The 16,733-nt window shown below is 66.8% G+C and carries 11 protein-coding genes and 1 tRNA gene; 3 read left to right on the forward strand and 9 right to left on the reverse strand.

Annotation, left to right across the window (positions count from 1 at the left end; translation table 11 throughout):
* Positions 1–298: 298 nt before the first annotated feature.
* The 9 genes from metG to AC1DBE_RS03440 form a co-directional block, all read right to left on the reverse strand.
* A complete protein-coding gene (gene metG / locus AC1DBE_RS03400) occupies positions 299–1,858 on the reverse strand; it encodes a methionine--tRNA ligase (protein WP_476969598.1) in 1,560 nt (519 codons plus the stop codon).
* 9 nt (positions 1,859–1,867) lie between these two features.
* A complete protein-coding gene (locus AC1DBE_RS03405; RefSeq protein ID WP_476877968.1) occupies positions 1,868–2,635 on the reverse strand; it encodes an ABC transporter ATP-binding protein in 768 nt (255 codons plus the stop codon).
* Positions 2,632–5,421 carry an ABC transporter permease gene (locus AC1DBE_RS03410; protein WP_476902988.1) on the reverse strand — a complete coding sequence of 930 codons (2,790 nt, stop codon included), beginning with the start codon at positions 5,419–5,421 and terminating at the stop codon, positions 2,632–2,634. The genes AC1DBE_RS03405 and AC1DBE_RS03410 overlap by 4 nt, the downstream gene beginning before the upstream one ends.
* A gap of 203 nt (positions 5,422–5,624) precedes the next feature.
* Complete coding sequence (serA, locus tag AC1DBE_RS03415) at positions 5,625–7,220, reverse strand: phosphoglycerate dehydrogenase (RefSeq protein WP_476902989.1); 1,596 nt, start codon at positions 7,218–7,220, stop codon at positions 5,625–5,627.
* A 128-nt stretch (positions 7,221–7,348) separates the two neighbouring features.
* Positions 7,349–8,374 (reverse strand): ketol-acid reductoisomerase, encoded by a 1,026-nt coding sequence (ilvC, locus tag AC1DBE_RS03420; RefSeq protein WP_476969599.1) that lies wholly within the window; start codon positions 8,372–8,374, stop codon positions 7,349–7,351.
* A gap of 84 nt (positions 8,375–8,458) precedes the next feature.
* Positions 8,459–8,971 carry an acetolactate synthase small subunit gene (ilvN, locus tag AC1DBE_RS03425; protein ID WP_476877964.1) on the reverse strand — a complete coding sequence of 171 codons (513 nt, stop codon included), beginning with the start codon at positions 8,969–8,971 and terminating at the stop codon, positions 8,459–8,461.
* A gap of 2 nt (positions 8,972–8,973) precedes the next feature.
* The gene (locus AC1DBE_RS03430) at positions 8,974–10,872 is read right to left on the reverse strand and encodes an acetolactate synthase large subunit (RefSeq protein ID WP_476877963.1); all 1,899 of its coding nucleotides are present in this window, start codon (positions 10,870–10,872) and stop codon (positions 8,974–8,976) included.
* A 436-nt stretch (positions 10,873–11,308) separates the two neighbouring features.
* Positions 11,309–13,030 (reverse strand): dihydroxy-acid dehydratase, encoded by a 1,722-nt coding sequence (gene ilvD / locus AC1DBE_RS03435; protein WP_476969600.1) that lies wholly within the window; start codon positions 13,028–13,030, stop codon positions 11,309–11,311.
* Between the two features lie 138 nt (positions 13,031–13,168).
* Positions 13,169–14,107, reverse strand: coding sequence for a LysR family transcriptional regulator (locus tag AC1DBE_RS03440; RefSeq protein ID WP_476969601.1), 939 nt, complete (start codon positions 14,105–14,107; stop codon positions 13,169–13,171).
* A gap of 104 nt (positions 14,108–14,211) precedes the next feature.
* On the opposite strand from AC1DBE_RS03440, the gene AC1DBE_RS03445 reads away from it, so the two are divergent.
* The 3 genes from AC1DBE_RS03445 (at position 14,212) to AC1DBE_RS03455 (ending at position 16,693) form a co-directional block, all read left to right on the forward strand.
* Positions 14,212–15,288: a sunset domain-containing protein gene (locus AC1DBE_RS03445; RefSeq protein ID WP_476877960.1), complete on the forward strand. Its 1,077-nt coding sequence runs from the start codon at positions 14,212–14,214 to the stop codon at positions 15,286–15,288.
* Between the two features lie 32 nt (positions 15,289–15,320).
* Positions 15,321–16,499, forward strand: a complete 1,179-nt coding sequence (locus AC1DBE_RS03450; RefSeq protein ID WP_476969602.1) for a PQQ-dependent sugar dehydrogenase — start codon at positions 15,321–15,323, stop codon at positions 16,497–16,499.
* A gap of 118 nt (positions 16,500–16,617) precedes the next feature.
* Positions 16,618–16,693: transfer RNA gene (locus tag AC1DBE_RS03455), tRNA-Lys, on the forward strand.
* Positions 16,694–16,733 lie beyond the last annotated feature (40 nt).

Below are 16,733 nucleotides of genomic sequence, written 5' to 3' on the forward strand. Positions count from 1 at the left end.
ACGTGGAGTAACCACCTGAGACCAATGAACCGAAGGTTCGAGGCCTTCTAGAGCGAGAATGAAGTGATGACCGATACTCCCCAGCAGCGTTGTCAGCCCGCTAACGCTGTCAGGCTAGGACGGGGTAGAAAGCGGAGTCCCGAGTAACGACTGCCCCTTTTGGGTGCGAAATTACCCGTTCTTCCGCAGGAACTACTTGGACCTTAAAAGCCGCGAGGCGGTACAGGGTGGCAACGCAGTCCTTGCGGAGCATTGCCACCCTGTACCGCCTCGGCGCAGCGGTGAAGCGCGGGACGAGTCAGGCCTCTGCGGGCTCCTCGTACTTGGGGAACACCGGCGCCGGTGCGGGCAACTCTGCGCCCGCCGCGATCGGTGTGTCGAGCGCCGAGAAGTCCCGGGCGCCGCCCTCGGGCTGGCCCAGGCTAACCAGGATGGCCCCGGCCGACGTCGGCATGACCGGCTGGGCGAGGATCGCCACGATCCGCAACACCTCAAGGGTGACGTACAGGACCGTGTTCATCCGTTCGACGTCGGTCTTCCGCAGCACCCACGGGGCCTGCTCGGCGAAGTAGGCGTTCGTGTCACCCAAGACGTTCCAGATTGCCTCCAGCGCGCGGCTGAATTCCTGCTTTTCGAAGGCGGCGCGGGCGACGCCCAGGAGGCCCTTGGCCTGACCCAGCAATGCGGCGTCCTCCGCGCTGAAGCCGGCCGGAACCGGAACGCGGCCCTCGCAGTTCTTGGCCACCATGGACAAGGACCGCTGGGCGAGGTTGCCAAAGTTGTTCGCCAGGTCCGAATTCATCCGGCCGACGATGGCGTCGTGGCTGTAGTTGCCATCGGCACCGAAAGGCACCTCGCGGAGCAGGAAGAAGCGGACCTGGTCCAGCCCGTACTGAGCCACCCAGTCGGCAGGAGCCACGACATTCCCCAGCGACTTGGACATCTTGACGCCCTGGTTGTGCAGGTGCCCGTGGATCATGACCCGCTTGGGCAGCTCCAGCCCGGCGGACATCAGGAACGCTGGCCAGTACACCGCGTGGAACCGCGAAATGTCCTTGCCGATCACGTGGACATCGGCGGGCCAGTACTTCCGGAAGCTGTCCGATTCGGTATCCGGGAATCCGACGCCGGTCAGGTAGTTGGTCAGCGCGTCAACCCAGACGTACATCACGTGGTCCGGGTTGCCCGGTACCGGCACACCCCAGTTGAAGGAGGTACGGCTAATGGACAGGTCCTCCAGGCCGCCCTTGACGAAGCTAATGACCTCGTTAAAGCGGCCGTGGGGTGCACCGAAGTCCGGCTGGTCCCCGTAGAGGGCCAGCAGCCGGTCCTGGTAGGCGGAGAGCTTGAAGAAGTAGCTCTCCTCTTCGGTCCAGGTCACCTCGGTGCCTGTTTCGGAGGCGTAGCGGAGGCCATCCTCGCGGACCTCGGTCTCGTCCTCCACGAAGTACCGCTCGTCACGGACGGAGTACCAGCCGGCGTACTTGGACAGGTAGATGTCGCCGTTGGCCTCCATCCGCTGCCACAGGGCCTTGGCCGCCTCGTAGTGGTCCGGGTCAGTGGTGCGGATAAAGCGGTTCAGCGAAATTCCAAGGTCGTCGCTCATCCGGCGGAATGCCGTGGAGTTACGGTCGGCCAGTTCCTTGACCGGGATGCCTTCCTTTTCCGCGGTCTGCTGCATCTTCAGGCCGTGCTCGTCAGTGCCGGTCATAAAGAAGACGTCGTAGCCGTCCAGCCGCTTGAACCGGGCCATCGCGTCCGTGGCGATGACCTCATAGGCGTGGCCGATGTGAGGCACCCCGTTGGGGTAGCTGATGGCCGTGGTGATGTAGAACGGGGTTTTTTCGGAAGGCGTCACGTTATAAACCTAGATCAGTTCGGTCAGGGTATCGCTCTGGCGGACGAGTTCGTGGTCGTGTGACGCCACGAGCACAGCGATACCGTCCGACGTCGTGTCCTTGAGGATGCTGATAATGCGGTTGGCCGAGGTGCGGTCCAGGCTCGCCGTGGGCTCGTCGACCACCAGCACGCGGGTGCCGAGGATCAGGGCGCGGGCGATCGCGACGCGCTGGCGTTCACCGCCGGAGAGCTGGGCGGGACGGTGGCGCATGCGCCGGCCCAGGCCAACCAGGTCAAGAAGGTCCTTGGCCTGGTCGCGCCGCTGTTCGACCTCGCCGTCGGGCACGGCGGGCAGCAGGACGTTCTCCAGCGCGCTCATGCCGTCAATCAGGGCGCCGCCCTGGTCGACGTAGCCGATCAGCGCGCGACGGCGGTCGGCGATCTCGTCGTCGCCCATGGTTTCGAGCGAGTCGCCCTCCCAGAACACCCGGCCCGACGTCGGCAGGGTCAGGCCCGCGCCGACGGTCAGGATGCTGGTCTTGCCCGAACCGGAGCGGCCGGCGACGCAGTGCATTTCGCCGGCGTGCAGGGTCATGTTGAAGTCGTCAACGACGTTGACGGCTTCAGCGCCGCCCTTGCCGCCGCCGTAGTGGATGGTGATGTTGCTCAGTTCCAGCGGAGTGGCGTGGTCTGTGGCTTTCACGATCGTGTTGGCGCGGGTCTGGTGGCTGCCGTTCCCGGTGCTCTCCGGCATCCGGTTCCGGGCCGCCCTGGTCAGGTTCAGCTCGTTAGTCATTGGACCACTTTCGTTGCAATCGGAATCCAGCAAAGTACAGCCACGAGTCCGGCGATTCCGGCCCAGAGTGCGGCATAGGGGGCGAGGAGCAAGCCGATAGCGAGGGCGCCGAGGACACCCAGGGGCACGGCGATGGCTCCCACCATGGCGTTTTCGAAGAAGCGGACCTGGCCCAGCATGTCCGGGTTCCAGCCCATGGCCTGCAGGATGCCGAGGTACTCCCGCTTGGCACCGAGCTCGAACCGGCCGGTGACCATGGTCAGCAGGAGCCCGACGGCCACCCCGGAGACGCCCAGGATGATGCTCGGCATAGCGATGCTGGCCGCGGCCAGTCCGCTCAGTGCGCTGGCGCCGGCGGCGCGCGGGATGTCGATCAGGAGTGCGGCCAGGCCGCCCACGGCGGCACCGAAGACGCCGACGGCGACCGCCAGCGAGCCGGTGTTGAACTTGTTGGTGCTCAACTGCCGGCTGGCGAAGGTCAGCGGCGAGTCCACCGGGATGAGCCGTTCGTCGTGCTGCGGTTCCTGGTCGATGACCTCACGGTGGCGGAGCTGCTGTGCGGCGAAGAAGGCTGCGCCGCAGTACAGGACCAGGACCGAGGCCGACACCACCGCGGTGGCGGGGTTCCAGCTGATCAGGCTCAAGGCAATTCCGGCCACAGCCAGCAGGGCCGCGCCGACGCCGAACTCGGCCAGGACCCAGGACCGGATCTTCCGCTGCGTCCAGCCCATCGCCCGGAGGGTTCCGGCTTCGCGCCGGCGCTTGCGGACATAGCTGACGGTGGACGCGCCGGTCAGGAGAGCGGCACCGCACAGGGTCAGGAACAGCAGGGTGAGGTTGGTGCCGGTCAGCGAGCCGGAGACTGCGTCGGCGGCGTTCTGCCGCACCCACGACTGCTGGACGGTGCCCAGCGGTGATTCCTTGCCGGCGTCGTCCTTGGAGTAGCCGGGAACAAAAATGCTGGCATCCTCACGGGCGGAGCCGGCCACGACGGTCGCTTCCAGGCCCATGTCACGGATCTGCTGGGCAAGTTTTTCGACCTCGGGCTGGGCCTGCTTCCAGCTGCCGTCCACATTGGCGCGGACACGCACGGCGTCGATGACGGAGGCGTTCTTCTCGTAGCCGCGGGCGGCGGCCAGGCCGTAGTAGTCGGTGATGGCGCCGGCCGACTGGCTGACCAGTCCGGTGGCGCTCAGCGAGGGCTTGAGCGCGGTGTGCGCGACGTCCTTGCCGTCGGCGTCCTTGGTCAGGGTCATCGGCGTCGGATCGTAGCCGCCGAGGGGCAGGCGGTTGACGTCGCCGGCTGCTTCCTGGACCTTGGCCGGGTCAAAGGTTCCGTAGACCATGGCGAGCGGGGTGGCAGGCTTCTTGCCGGTCGCGAGGTTCTCGCGGTACGCCCGCTCATCCACCGGGGTGCGCTGTGTCTGGTCGACCGGGGCATCATTGGCGCCCTTTTCGGGAAGCCGGTTGACCGTGACCCAGTCGCCGGGGACAGCGGACTTGTCAACGGCACCGTTTCCGGCCGTGTTCCCGTCCTTGTACTTGGGCGCGGCGGCGAAATCGGTGCTCCACGTTGCGGGGTTGTACAGGCCCTGGCCGAAGCTGCCGGTGTCCCCCATCAGCTTGGACAGGTCCTTGGAACCAGGCCAGGACAGGGCGAACGGCGATTTGGACACGAACGGGAGGTAGTCCTTGTCCAGCGAGCGGGTGGCGGTGCCGACGTCTTTGGTGACGTTGCCGGCGTCGTCGATTTCCTCGATCTTGACCGAGTACTTCAGGTCCAGGGACGTGCCGGAGCGGACGATCAGGGGAATGGCCTGCGAATCGGCGGTGAGCTGGCCGGAGCGTTTGGCCTGCTGGTACTGCGTCATCAGGGGCGCCCAGTACTTGAGCTTGACGCCAAGGAAGTCGGGGCCTTCTTTGAGCTGTTCCATGCTGATGCCGCTGGTGAAGAGGCTTTCGAAGTGGCGGCCGATTGCGCCGGCGTTGCGGGCATCGGCCGGCGGTGCCTTCTCCAGCGGGGCCAGGAAGTCGCCGGACCCGCCCAGGAGGGCGCGCTCTGAGACGGGGTCGACGGCGACGACGGATTCGGTGACCTGGGGCGCGAGGGGCAGCCCGACGGAGAGGTTGAAGAGATTGTGTTCGGAGCCGCCGGCCGGGGCCGGGAACTTGATGCCGGTCTCCCCCTCCGGGCCCGCGATACGGACGCTCTTGCCGCCGGCCACTTGCTCTTCGACGAGTTTGGCTTTGCCCAGGGAGCCCTCGGCAGTGGTCTTGAACAGGGTCTGCTCGGATTTGCCGTCCGAGCTCACGGCGCTGGCGGTCAGGCGGTACTTCTTGGCCGTATCGCTCAGGACGGACTCGGCAGCCGGCCACTTGGACGGATCGGTGGCGCTGGGGTCACCCGCGGTACCGGCCAGGCCCGCGTTGTAGCCGAGGTAGTCGGTGGCGTCGAGCCGCGGCGTTTCGAGGTTCTGCGAGACGCGGGAGACCAGGCTGATGGGGGCCGCCACCGAGGTGCCGGACAGCTTGCGGATCGATTCCAGCTGGTCGAAGCTGATGCCGCCCTGGCCGGTGGCGATTTCGGGCTGCATCAGGCCGCCGCTGTCCTTCGCCTTGGCCTGGACGAGGACGTCGTAGAGGCCCCGTGAGTTCTGGTCCACGGTGCGGTTCAGCGCGGCCTGAGATTGGCCTTGCACCAGGACGGACAGGCACATGGCCACGATCAAAATGGACGCGGTCAGCAAAAGCACTCTGCTTCTGATGAACCTCTGGACGGCGTTCATTGGGCTCCTGAAAGCTGGATTGCGTGCGCACACCGCAGTTCACTCCGTGTGGAGCTGAAGGCGTCCCAAGGCCCGGTGTGCAAAAGTAAAGGCCGGTCTGCCGGCCTAATCCGAAATTCGGACCTAGCCATTGTACGCAGACCGGCCGCTCATTCGTGGCCGCCGGCGGCGGTGTTGCCGCCGCCGGCGTCCGCGGCGGGGACTCAGTCCTCCAGGTCGACCTCGCGGACCATGTCAGCGCCGATTCCGGCCTTGATGGCTTCCAGGACCTGCTGCGGGACGGAGCTGTCGATGGTCAGCAGAGCCAGGACCTGGCCGCCCTCGGTCTGCCGGGCCACCTGCATCCCGGCGATGTTGATGTTGTTCATGCCCAGGATGTGGCCGATGGTTCCGATCACGCCGGGCCGGTCGGAGTAGGCCACAACCACGAGGTGTTCGCTGATCGGGATTTCCACCTCAAAGCCGTTGATGCCAACGAGCTTCTGGATCTGCTTGGGTCCGGTCAGCGTGCCGGCCACCGAGATCTGGCTGCCGTCACTGAGGGCGCCCCGCAGGGTCAGGACGTTCCGGTACGACTCCGTGTCCGGGGTGGTGATGAGCCGGACATTGATGCCGCGCTGCTCGGCGATGACAGGGGCGTTGACGTAGGAAACCTGTTCGGTGACGACGTCGGCGAAGATGCCCTTGAGGGCTGCGAGTTCGAGCACCTTGACGTCGAGTTCGGAGATCTCGCCCGCCACTTCGACGTCGAACTGCGTCAGCGAGGCGTGGGTCATGGCTGTGAAGATCCGGCCCAGCTTCTCGATGAGGGGAATGCCGGGGCGGACGTCCGGGGCGATGACGCCGCCGGCGACGTTCACGGCGTCGGGCACCAGTTCGCCGGCGAGGGCCTGGCGGACGGACTTGGCGACCGAGACGCCGGCCTTTTCCTGTGCTTCGTCGGTGGAGGCGCCCAGGTGCGGAGTCACCACCACGTTATCGAGCTTGAAGAACGGCAGGTCAGTGCTGGGCTCCTTGACGAAGACGTCGACGCCGGCGCCGCCGATCTCGCCGGCTTCAAGGGCGGCGTAGAGCGCCTCCTCGTCCACCAGGCCGCCACGGGCGACGTTGACGACGTACGCCGTGCTCTTCATCTTCTTGAAAGCGTCCGCACCGAGCATGCCGACGGTTTCCGGGGTCTTGGGCATGTGGATGGTGATGAAGTCCGACTGGGCCAGGAGCTCGTCCAGGGTCACCAGCTGCACACCGAGCTGGGCGGCGCGGGCGGAGGTGATGTAGGGGTCGTACGCGAGGATTTTGGTGTCGAAGCCCTTCAGCCGGGCCGCGACGAGCGCGCCGATCCGGCCGAGGCCGATGATGCCGACCTTCTTCTCGAACAGCTCCGTGCCGGTGTACTTGGAGCGCTTCCACTCGCCGTCCTTCAGCGCGGCGGAGGCCTGCGGAATGTGGCGGGCGAGGCTGAGGATGTGGCCGACCGTCAGTTCGGCGGCGGAGACGATGTTCGACGTCGGCGCGTTGACCACCATCACGCCGGCCTGGGTGGCGGCTTTGATATCGACGTTGTCCAGTCCGACGCCGGCGCGGGCGATGACCTTGAGGTTTTTCGCGGCGGCAATGGCTTCGGCGTCCACCTGGGTGGCGGAGCGGATTAGGATCGCGTCGACGTCGGCGATCGCGGAGAGCAGCTGGGAACGGTCGGCGCCGTCGGTCTGGCGGATTTCAAAGTCCGGGCCGAGGGCCTCGACTGTGGCGGGCGAAAGTTCCTCAGCGAGGAGTACAACAGGTTTGGTGCTTGTCACCGGTGACCTCTTTAGCTCTCTTGTGTATCAGGTGGGGATTTTGGTGAAACGGGTGGTACGTGTGGTGCTCAACGCAGGGAAGCCGGACCCCAAGTAATGGTGTCCGGCTTCCCTGCCGGTCAATCGCCTTAGCGGGCTACTGAGCCTTCGGTGTAGTCGTCTTCGTTCTTGATCCAGGAAAAGAGCTTGCGCAGTTCGCGGCCGGTGGCCTCGATCGGGTGGTCCTCGCCCTTCTTGCGCAGGGCCTTGAACTCCGGGGCTCCGGCGTCCTGGTCGTCAATGAAGCGCTTGGCAAAGGCGCCGTCCTGGATGTCCTTCAGGACCGCCTTCATGTTTTCCTTCACCTCGGGGGTGATGACGCGCGGGCCGGAGACGTAGTCGCCGTACTCTGCGGTGTCGGAAACGCTCCAGCGCTGCTTGGCGATGCCGCCCTCGACCATCAGGTCGACGATCAGCTTGAGCTCGTGGAGCACCTCGAAGTAGGCGACCTCGGGCTTGTAGCCGGCCTCGGTGAGGGTCTCGAAGCCGTACATGATCAGCTGCGAGGCGCCACCGCAGAGGACTGCCTGCTCGCCGAAGAGGTCAGTCTCGGTCTCTTCGGTGAAGGTGGTCTCGATGACGCCGGCGCGGGTGCCGCCGATTGCCTTGGCGTAGGACAGGGCCAGTTCCTTGGCCTTGCCGGACGGGTTCTGCTCGACGGCGATCAGGTCGGGCACGCCGCGGCCGGCTTCGAACTCGCGGCGCACGATGTGGCCCGGGCCCTTGGGGGCGACGAGGGCGACGTCAACGTCGGCCGGCGGCTTGATGTAGCCGTAGCGGATGTTGAAGCCGTGGCCGAAGAACAGGGCGTCGCCGGCCTGCAGGTTCGGGGCGATGTCCTCGGCGTAGACGTGGCGCTGGACCTGGTCCGGGGTGAGGATCATGATGAGGTCGGCCTCGGCGACGGCGTCCGCAACGTTGAGCACGCGGAGGCCCTCTGCCTCGGCCTTGGCGCGGGACTTGGAGCCTTCCTTCAGGCCGACGCGGACGTCAACACCGGAATCGCGCAGGCTGAGGGCGTGGGCGTGGCCCTGGGAGCCGTAACCGATGACGGCGACGGTGCGGCCCTGAATGATCGACAGGTCGGCGTCGTCGTCGTAGAACATTTCAGTCACTGGGGTGTCTCCTTTGAATGGATTCTTTGGTGTTGTCTGTGAAAAACGGGGTGGGGATTTGATGCGGGGGCTGGGGTCTGCCTGTTAGGCGGACCGCAAAGCCCTGTCACTCATGGAGCGGGACCCTCGGCCGACGGCCAGGGTGCCGGACTGCACGATTTCGCGGACGCCGAAGGGCTCCAGCACCGAAAGCAGTGCCGTGAGCTTGTCGGGGTGGCCTGTGGCCTCGATGACCACCGACTCTGTGGAGACGTCGACCACTGAAGCGCGGAACAGGTCGGCTGCCTGGGTTACCTGCAGCCGGGTTGCGGCATCCGCACGTACCTTGACCAGGATGTGGTCGCGCTGTACGGAAGATTCGGGGGTGAGCTCGACGATCTTGATCACGTTGACCAGCTTGTTCAGCTGTTTAGTGACCTGCTCGATCAGCTCGCCGTCGGCGTCGACCACGACCGTCATCCGGGAGATGCCCGGGACCTCAGTGGGGCCGACGGCCAGGGAATTGATGTTGAAGGCGCGCCGGGCAAAGAGGCTGGCCACGCGGGTCAGCACACCGGGCTTGTCCTCGACCAGAACCGAAAGTGTATGGCGGGTCATGTTCAGTCCTCTTCTTCCCAGTCCGGGGTCATGTTGCGGGCAACCTGGATCTGGTCGTTGCTGACTCCGGCGGGCACCATCGGCCACACCATGGAGTTCGGGCTGACGACGAAGTCGATCACGACGGGGCGGTCGTTGATCGCCAGGGCCTGCTGGATGGTCGCGTCGATGTCCTCGTCGCGTTCGCAGCGGAACGCCGCACAGCCGTAGGCGTCCGCCAGCTTGACGAAGTCCGGGATCCGGACGGTGTCATGGCCGGTGTTGAGGTCGGTGTTGGAGTAGCGGCCCTCGTAGAAGAGGGTCTGCCACTGGCGGACCATACCCAGCGAGGAGTTGTTGATGACAGCGACCTTGATGGGGATCTTGTTGATTGCGCAAGTGGCGAGCTCCTGGTTGGTCATCTGGAAGCAGCCGTCGCCGTCGATGGCCCAGACCACGCGGTCCGGCTCCCCCACCTTGGCGCCCATGGCCGCAGGCACGGCGTAGCCCATGGTGCCGGCCCCGCCGGAGTTCAGCCAGGCGTGGGGGCGTTCGTACTTGATGAACTGGGACGCCCACATCTGGTGCTGGCCGACGCCGGCGACGTAGACGCCTTCGGGTCCGGTCAGGGCACCGATCCGCTCGATGACCCGCTGGGGTGCGCTGAGACCGTCCTCGGGTTCGGTCCAGCCCAGCGGGTAGGTCTCCTTGAGGTTGTTCAGGAAGGCCCACCAGTTGGTCAGGTCCGGGGTGCCCGAGGCCTCGAACTGCTGGCGCAGGGCCTCGCTGAGCTCCGGAATGATCTCTTTGACGGAGCCGACGATCGGCACGTCGGCGGTGCGGTTCTTGGAGATCTCGGCCGGGTCGATGTCGGCGTGGATGACCTTGGCGTGCGGGGCAAAGGACTTCAGGATGCCGGTGACCCGGTCATCAAAACGGGCCCCCAGGGTGATCAGCAGGTCGGACTGCTGCAGTGCGGTCACAGCGGACACCGTCCCGTGCATGCCGGGCATACCGACGTGCTGCGGATGGGAGTCCGGGAACACGCCCCGGGCCATCAGGGTGGTGACCACCGGTGCGCCGGAGAGTTCGGCCAGTTCCCGCAGTTCCGCGGAGGCGTGGGCCTTGACCACACCGCCGCCGACGTACAGCACCGGCTTGGTGGCGGCGGCGATCAGCCGGGCGGCCTCGCGGACCTGCTTGTTGTGACCGCGGACCACGGGGCGGTACCCGGGGAGGTCGATCCTGGGGGGCCAGGAGAACGTCATCTGCCCTTGCTGGGCATCCTTAGCCACGTCCACCAGGACGGGACCCGGCCGGCCGGTGGAGGCCAGGTGGAAAGCCTCCGCCATCACGTGCGGGATGTCGTTGGGGTCGGTGACCAGGAAGGAGTGCTTGGTGATCGGCATGGTGATGCCGACGATGTCCGCCTCCTGGAAGGCGTCCGTTCCAATGACTCCGCTGGAAACCTGGCCGGTGATGGCCACCATCGGCACGGAGTCCATGTGGGCATCCATGATGGCGGTAACGAGGTTGGTGGCACCGGGGCCCGAGGTGGCGATGCAGACGCCAACCCGCCCGGTGACCATGGCATAGCCTTGCGCGGCGTGGCCGGCTCCCTGTTCGTGACGGACCAGCACGTGGTTCATGCTGGAGGCCATCAAGGGGTCATAGGTGGGCAGGATTGCGCCACCGGGCAAACCGAAAATGTCCTCGACGCCGAGTTCTTCGAGCGAGCGGACGATTGCTTGCGAGCCGGTCATCATCGTCGGGGGTACGACGTTGTTCGGCCCAAGGACGGGAGAGGCAGCAGCATGCTCGACGCCGGCATCGGCCGGGCGTTCGACGCGTTCCGGAGCCTTGTGGGCTCCAGCGGACTTTGTGGCCATCAGCGAGGGGCTGATCGGCAATCCTTTGCTCATCGGACTCTTCCTTCGGTGGATCTACGGGTGGATCTTCGGCGATCTGGTGATGCGGGTGGTGCTGGTGTTGCGGAAATAAAAAAACCCCTCAGCCTGGCGGCTCTTCGAGGGGTTGCGCGTGACGGGTCGTTACCAGTCGGGCTATGGAGCCACGCGCTTGGTAAGTACGACGACTGCAGCTGCGCAAGCGCCGCCGGAAACGATCTCGATCATGCGTTCAGTGTTCCCTCTGGGCGAGACAGGTGTCAACGAGCCCGACTCCTGTCTCACCATGTGGACTTCATCGTCCACCTACTGAACTCCCCACTCCCCCTCGTACCAGGCCCGCCCAGGCGGCAGGCGGGAGTCTCCTACCCCAAGCGGACGGCGCGGACGCCGTTCGCTTGGGGCCCCTCGGAGCCTCCCTTATTAAGCGTGGTCGCCCGCGCTGAGGGAGCTACCCGCAGTACGCGCCCGTGGAGGCGCTGTGCACCAGCTTGGCGTACTTGGCCAGAACACCCTTCGTGAACTTGGCCGGCAGCGGCTCCCAGCCCACCTTGCGGGCTTCGAGCTCGGCGTCGTCGACCAGCAGGTCAAACGTCCGCGAGGCGATGTCCACCCGGATGCGGTCGCCGTCCTTGACGAAGGCGATCGGGCCGCCGTCGACCGCTTCCGGCGCGACGTGGCCAATGCACAGTCCGGTGGTACCACCGGAGAAGCGGCCGTCCGTGAGCAGCAGGACATCCTTGCCCAGGCCGGCGCCCTTGATGGCGCCGGTAATGGCGAGCATTTCGCGCATGCCCGGGCCGCCCTTGGGCCCTTCGTAGCGGATGACCACCACGTCGCCGGCCTTGATCTCGCCCTTGTCGAGCGCGTCGAGGGCGCCCTGCTCGCGTTCGAAGACGCGGGCGGAGCCCTCAAAGACATCGGCGTCGAAGCCTGCACTCTTGACGACGGCACCCTCGGGAGCCATCGAGCCGTGCAGGATGGTGATGCCGCCGGTCTTGTGGATCGGGTTGTCCATGGCGCGGAGCACCTTGCCGTCCGGATCCGGCGGGTTGATCGAGGCGAGGTTCTCGGCCACGGTCTTGCCGGTGACGGTGAGGCAGTCGCCGTGCAGCAGGCCGGCGTCGAGCAGTGCCTTCATAATGACCGGGACGCCGCCGATCTTGTCGACGTCGGTCATAACGTAACGGCCGAACGGCTTGAGGTCGCCCAGGTGCGGGATCCGGTCGCCGATGCGGTTGAAGTCTTCCAGAGTCAGTTCCACCTCGGCCTCGCGGGCGATGGCCAGCAGGTGCAGGACTGCGTTGGTGGAGCCGCCGAACGCCATGGTCACGGCGATGGCGTTCTCGAAGGCCTTTTTGGTCATAATGTCGCGGGCCGTGATGCCCAGTCGCAGCAGGTTCACGACGGCCTCGCCGGACTTGCGCGCGAAGTCATCACGACGGCGGTCGGCCGAGGGCGGGGCGGCGGAGCCGGGGAGCGACATGCCGAGGGCTTCGCCGATGCAGGCCATGGTGTTGGCGGTGTACATACCGCCGCAGGCGCCTTCGCCCGGGCAGATGGCCTTCTCGATGCGGGTGAGGTCCTCCATGCTCATCTTGCCTGCGGCGCAGGCCCCCACGGCTTCGAAGGCGTCAATGAGGGTGACTTCCTTCTCGGAGCCGTCCTCGAGCTTGACCCAGCCGGGCATGATGGAGCCGGCGTAGAGGAAGACGCTGGAGAGGTCCAGGCGGGCCGCTGCCATGAGCATGCCCGGCAGGGACTTGTCGCAGCCGGCCAGGAGCACGGAACCGTCGATCCGCTCGGCCTGCATTACGGTCTCCACTGAGTCGGCGATGACCTCGCGGGAGACCAGGGAGAAGTGCATGCCCTCGTGGCCCATGGAGATGCCGTCGGAGACGGAGATGGTGCCGAACTGCATCGGGAACCCGCCGCCGGCGTGGACGCCTTCCTTGGCGCCCTGGGCCAGCCGGTTCAGGGACAGGTTGCAGGGAGTGATTTCATTCCACGAGCTGGCCACGCCCACCTGGGGCTTGGCGAAGTCGTCGTCGCCCATGCCGACCGCGCGGAACATACCGCGCGCGGGCGCTGCGTGGATGCCGTCGGTGACGACCCTGCTACGGGGTTTGATGTCCGGCTTGGTCTCTGCTGGGGTGTGGGTGTCCTGACTCATGGCTCAAAGTCTAGGGCTCCGCCGTTGGCAGGAACGAGCCGAATTGGCTCATTAAGCCCAAATGCGGGAATATTTCGACCAAATGGTGGACATCTGTCTCACACTTTGGGATTCGATGTAGAGACCCGCTAATGGGGCCTAGGCCAGGCCGGCTCCGTCACGCAGTTCGGGCGCCGCCGCCACCGTCTGCGCCTCCGCTTTGAGCATCGAGAGTACCTGCTGGATTGTGGTCCGGGCCGCGGCTTCGGGGCGGGCCAGGGCCACTATGCTGCGGCTGGCCTTGACGCCGCGGAGTGGACGGAGCACGAATCCCCGTCCTTGGTTTTTCAGGGCGGTGTAGCGCGGCAGCAGGCTAAGCCCGTGGCCGGCACTGACCAGGGCTTCGAGGACCCGGAGGTCCGGGAAGAGCTGGGCCCGCACGGCCCGGGAATCGGCCTGGAACTCGATCTGGCGCAGGACAGTGTCGAACGGAAAGCCATCCGGCACGCCCATCCAGGGGAACCCGACGACGTCGTCCGCGCTGAGCGTCTGTTGTCCCGCCAGGGCGTGGTCGACCGGGACCGCCACATCAAGGGGCTCGTCGATGAGCGGGATGACCTGGAGGCCTTGGCGGGCAAAGACGTCCGGCCCGTCGACGCTGTGCGCCAGCACGATGTCGTAGTCAGCTGCAAGGGCAGCGAATCCGGCGACTCCCGGGTCCTCGAAATGCGCTTCGAAGCGGAGGCCCTCAATGTGCTTCACCCGGTGCAGCAGCCCGGGTAGGAACATTTCCGCGGCGCTGGGGAAAAATGCCGCCTTGATGTGGGTTTGCCGGCCCAGCCGGTAGGTGTCGATGGTGGCCTCGGCGCGCGCCATGGCCGTGGACACGTCAGCCGCGGCACCGGCCATGGCCAGCCCCGCCTCGGTCAGCCGGACTCCCCTGCCGGCTTTCTCCACCAGCGTCACGCCGAGTTCATCCTGCAGGGTCCGGAGCTGCTGCGAGACCGCCGACGGCGTGACCCGCATGGCCTCGGCCGTCGCCCCCACCGTGCCGCGGTCCGCCAGTTCGCGAAGAATCCGCAGTCGCTTAAAGTCCATCAGGCGAGGCTACACGGGCGGCTCCACGAGGGTGGACAGCCGTGTTGGGCCGGACGTAACGTCAAGCAACGGCAACCCTGCCGCCTGGACGGAAGGTTTCGGCTATGGATTGGATTATCTGGCTCATCGTCATCGTGCTGATTGTCGGCGTTGTGTGGTGGCTGCTGAACCGCAACAATGCCCGCAGCGGCGCCGGGACCTCGACGGCCGCCGGGTCTGAAACCGCTACCGCCCGCCAGGCTCCGCGGACCTCGTCCGGCCACGACGGCGCCCTGTCCGGCGGAACGACGGCGGCATCGGCCGTCGCTGCTGCCACCACGGGCATACCGACCGCCGCCGGATTCAGCAATGCGGAGCCGGAGCCGCCGACCACGGCTGACGACGACGTCGATGCCGTCGCGGGCCAGTCCGAAGAGGCCGTCCGATCCGGGGACGCGGCCGCCTCCCCGGCAGCGACCCCACCCACGGCTGCCGCTTCGCCAGAAACCGCGAGCGCCGCAGAATGGGAAACGCAGTGGTCGGAGACGCCCGCGGCCGACGCGCACCCGGCCCCGCGCCACGACCTGCCGCACGGAGCGCAGGGAGCCCAGGGCCCGGCGGACCACGGCGAGCAGGCTCCGGTCCCCGACGACCAGGCCGCGCATGGCGACCACGAAGCAATGCCTGCGCCCTCTGCCCAGCCCGACGCCATTACCCCGGCCGAACCCGTTGCCGACGTACGGGCCGAATCCATGGCGGACACCCGGACCACGGAGGCGCCGACGTCCCGAACGGTAGAGGGAACCGCGGGAGCCGCTGCGCCGGCTCCCGTGCACCACGCCGAATACACCGAGCCGCATGCCCCCACACTTCCAGGAGCAGAGTCCGCGGCGGCTGAGGCTGCGGATGCTGAAACCGCCCAGGTCGCCAGCTCGGCCGCTGCCTCGGAGGGGTCGGCCAGCCACTCCACCGCTCCCGCCGGACACCTGGCAGTCGAGCAGCCCTACGGCGAGGGATCGGCCGCGCCCGCCCCCGACGGCAGCGGCCCGGAGGGTTTCACCGTCAAGGGGAACGCGTCGTCGATGATCTACCACGAGGACACCAGCCCGTCCTTTGAAGAGACCCGTGCCGAGGTCTGGTTCCTGTCGGCCGCCCACGCCGAAGCGGCGGGCTTCCGGCCGCCGCGCCGGTCACGGCTGTAGCGATACCGCTGCGGTCGCCCCGGCGCACTGCCGTGGCAACCGCAGCGGCGACGGCGGTCCTGGTTCTGGCCGCAGCCGGCTGCACCGGCAGCCCCGCGGGTGGTCCGACGGGCAGTCAGGCCGGCGCTTCCGCGACTGGCGGGCCAACCGCCAGTGCTGCGCCCCAAACCGGCACGCCCGCGGCCAGCCAGCCCGCAGCCAGCCCAACCGGCCCGGCGGCCCCAAGGCTGACGGCCCGGATCGACGCCGGCCTTCAGCAGCCGTGGTCGACGGTCTTCCTGCCGGACGGGACGGCCCTGATCTCGGAGCGTGACAGCGCCGTGGTGAAGTTCCTGGCCCCCGGGGCCACCGGCGCGGCAGCGACCGTCGGCAAGGTGCCCGGCGTCGTCCCCAACGGCGAAGGGGGCCTCTTGGGCCTTGCGTTGTCCCCGGCCATCTCCCCCACCCGCTCCCCCGGTGCCGGCCCCGCCGTCGGGCGGTACCTGTACGCCTACTACACGTCGGAATCGGACAACCGGATCGCCCGCTTCCGGCTTGGCGCCGATGGGCTGCCTGCCCTCGACGCGCCCGAGGTGATCTTCACGGGCATACCCAAGGCTTCCACCCATAACGGCGGAAGGATCCGGTTCGGCCCCGACGGATTCCTCTTCGTGGGGACCGGCGACTCCCAGCGCCGTGAACAGCCGCAGGACCGCAACGCCCTCGGCGGGAAAATCCTGCGGCTGACCCCGGACGGGAAGCCGGCGCCAGGCAACCCGTTCGGCGACAACCCGGTCTACAGCCTGGGCCACCGCAACGTGCAGGGCCTCGACTGGGACAGCGCCGGACGGTTGTGGGCGAGCGAGTTCGGCCCCGACGTGGACGATGAACTCAACCTGATTGTCCCCGGCGGCAACTACGGCTGGCCGCAGGTGACTGGGGCACCGCACCGCGGGGGCTTCGAGGACGCGAAAGTGGTGTGGCCGTCGACGGCGGAATCCTCCCCGAGCGGGCTCACGATCGTCCGCGGTACGGCCTATCTGGGCGCGCTCCGTGGACAGCGTGTGTGGAGTGTGCCGCTGCGTGGAACCAACGCCGGTGAACCTGTGGGCTATTTCACACGACAGTACGGCCGGATCCGCGACGTTTCGCTTGCGCCGGACGGGCGTCTTTGGGTTCTCAGCAACGGCCAAAACCCCGACTTTGTGCTGGTTTTGACCCTGTCCGATTAGGCGAGGGCCGGCGTCGAACGCCCGATTTCACACTCCACCAAAACTCGTGTAGAGTTTCATGTCGTTGCGGAGAACACCGCGGGAAATAAAAAGCCCGAGGGAAACAAAAACAACAGCTGCACCTCTAGCTCAACTGGCAGAGCAATTGACTCTTAATCAATGGGTTCCGGGTTCGAGTCCCGGGGGGTGCACCAAAGAAAAACCCCGTCTTTATTGGCCAAGCGCCGTAAAGGC

The sequence above is a fragment of the Arthrobacter sp. 10T416 genome, assembly GCF_056394165.1.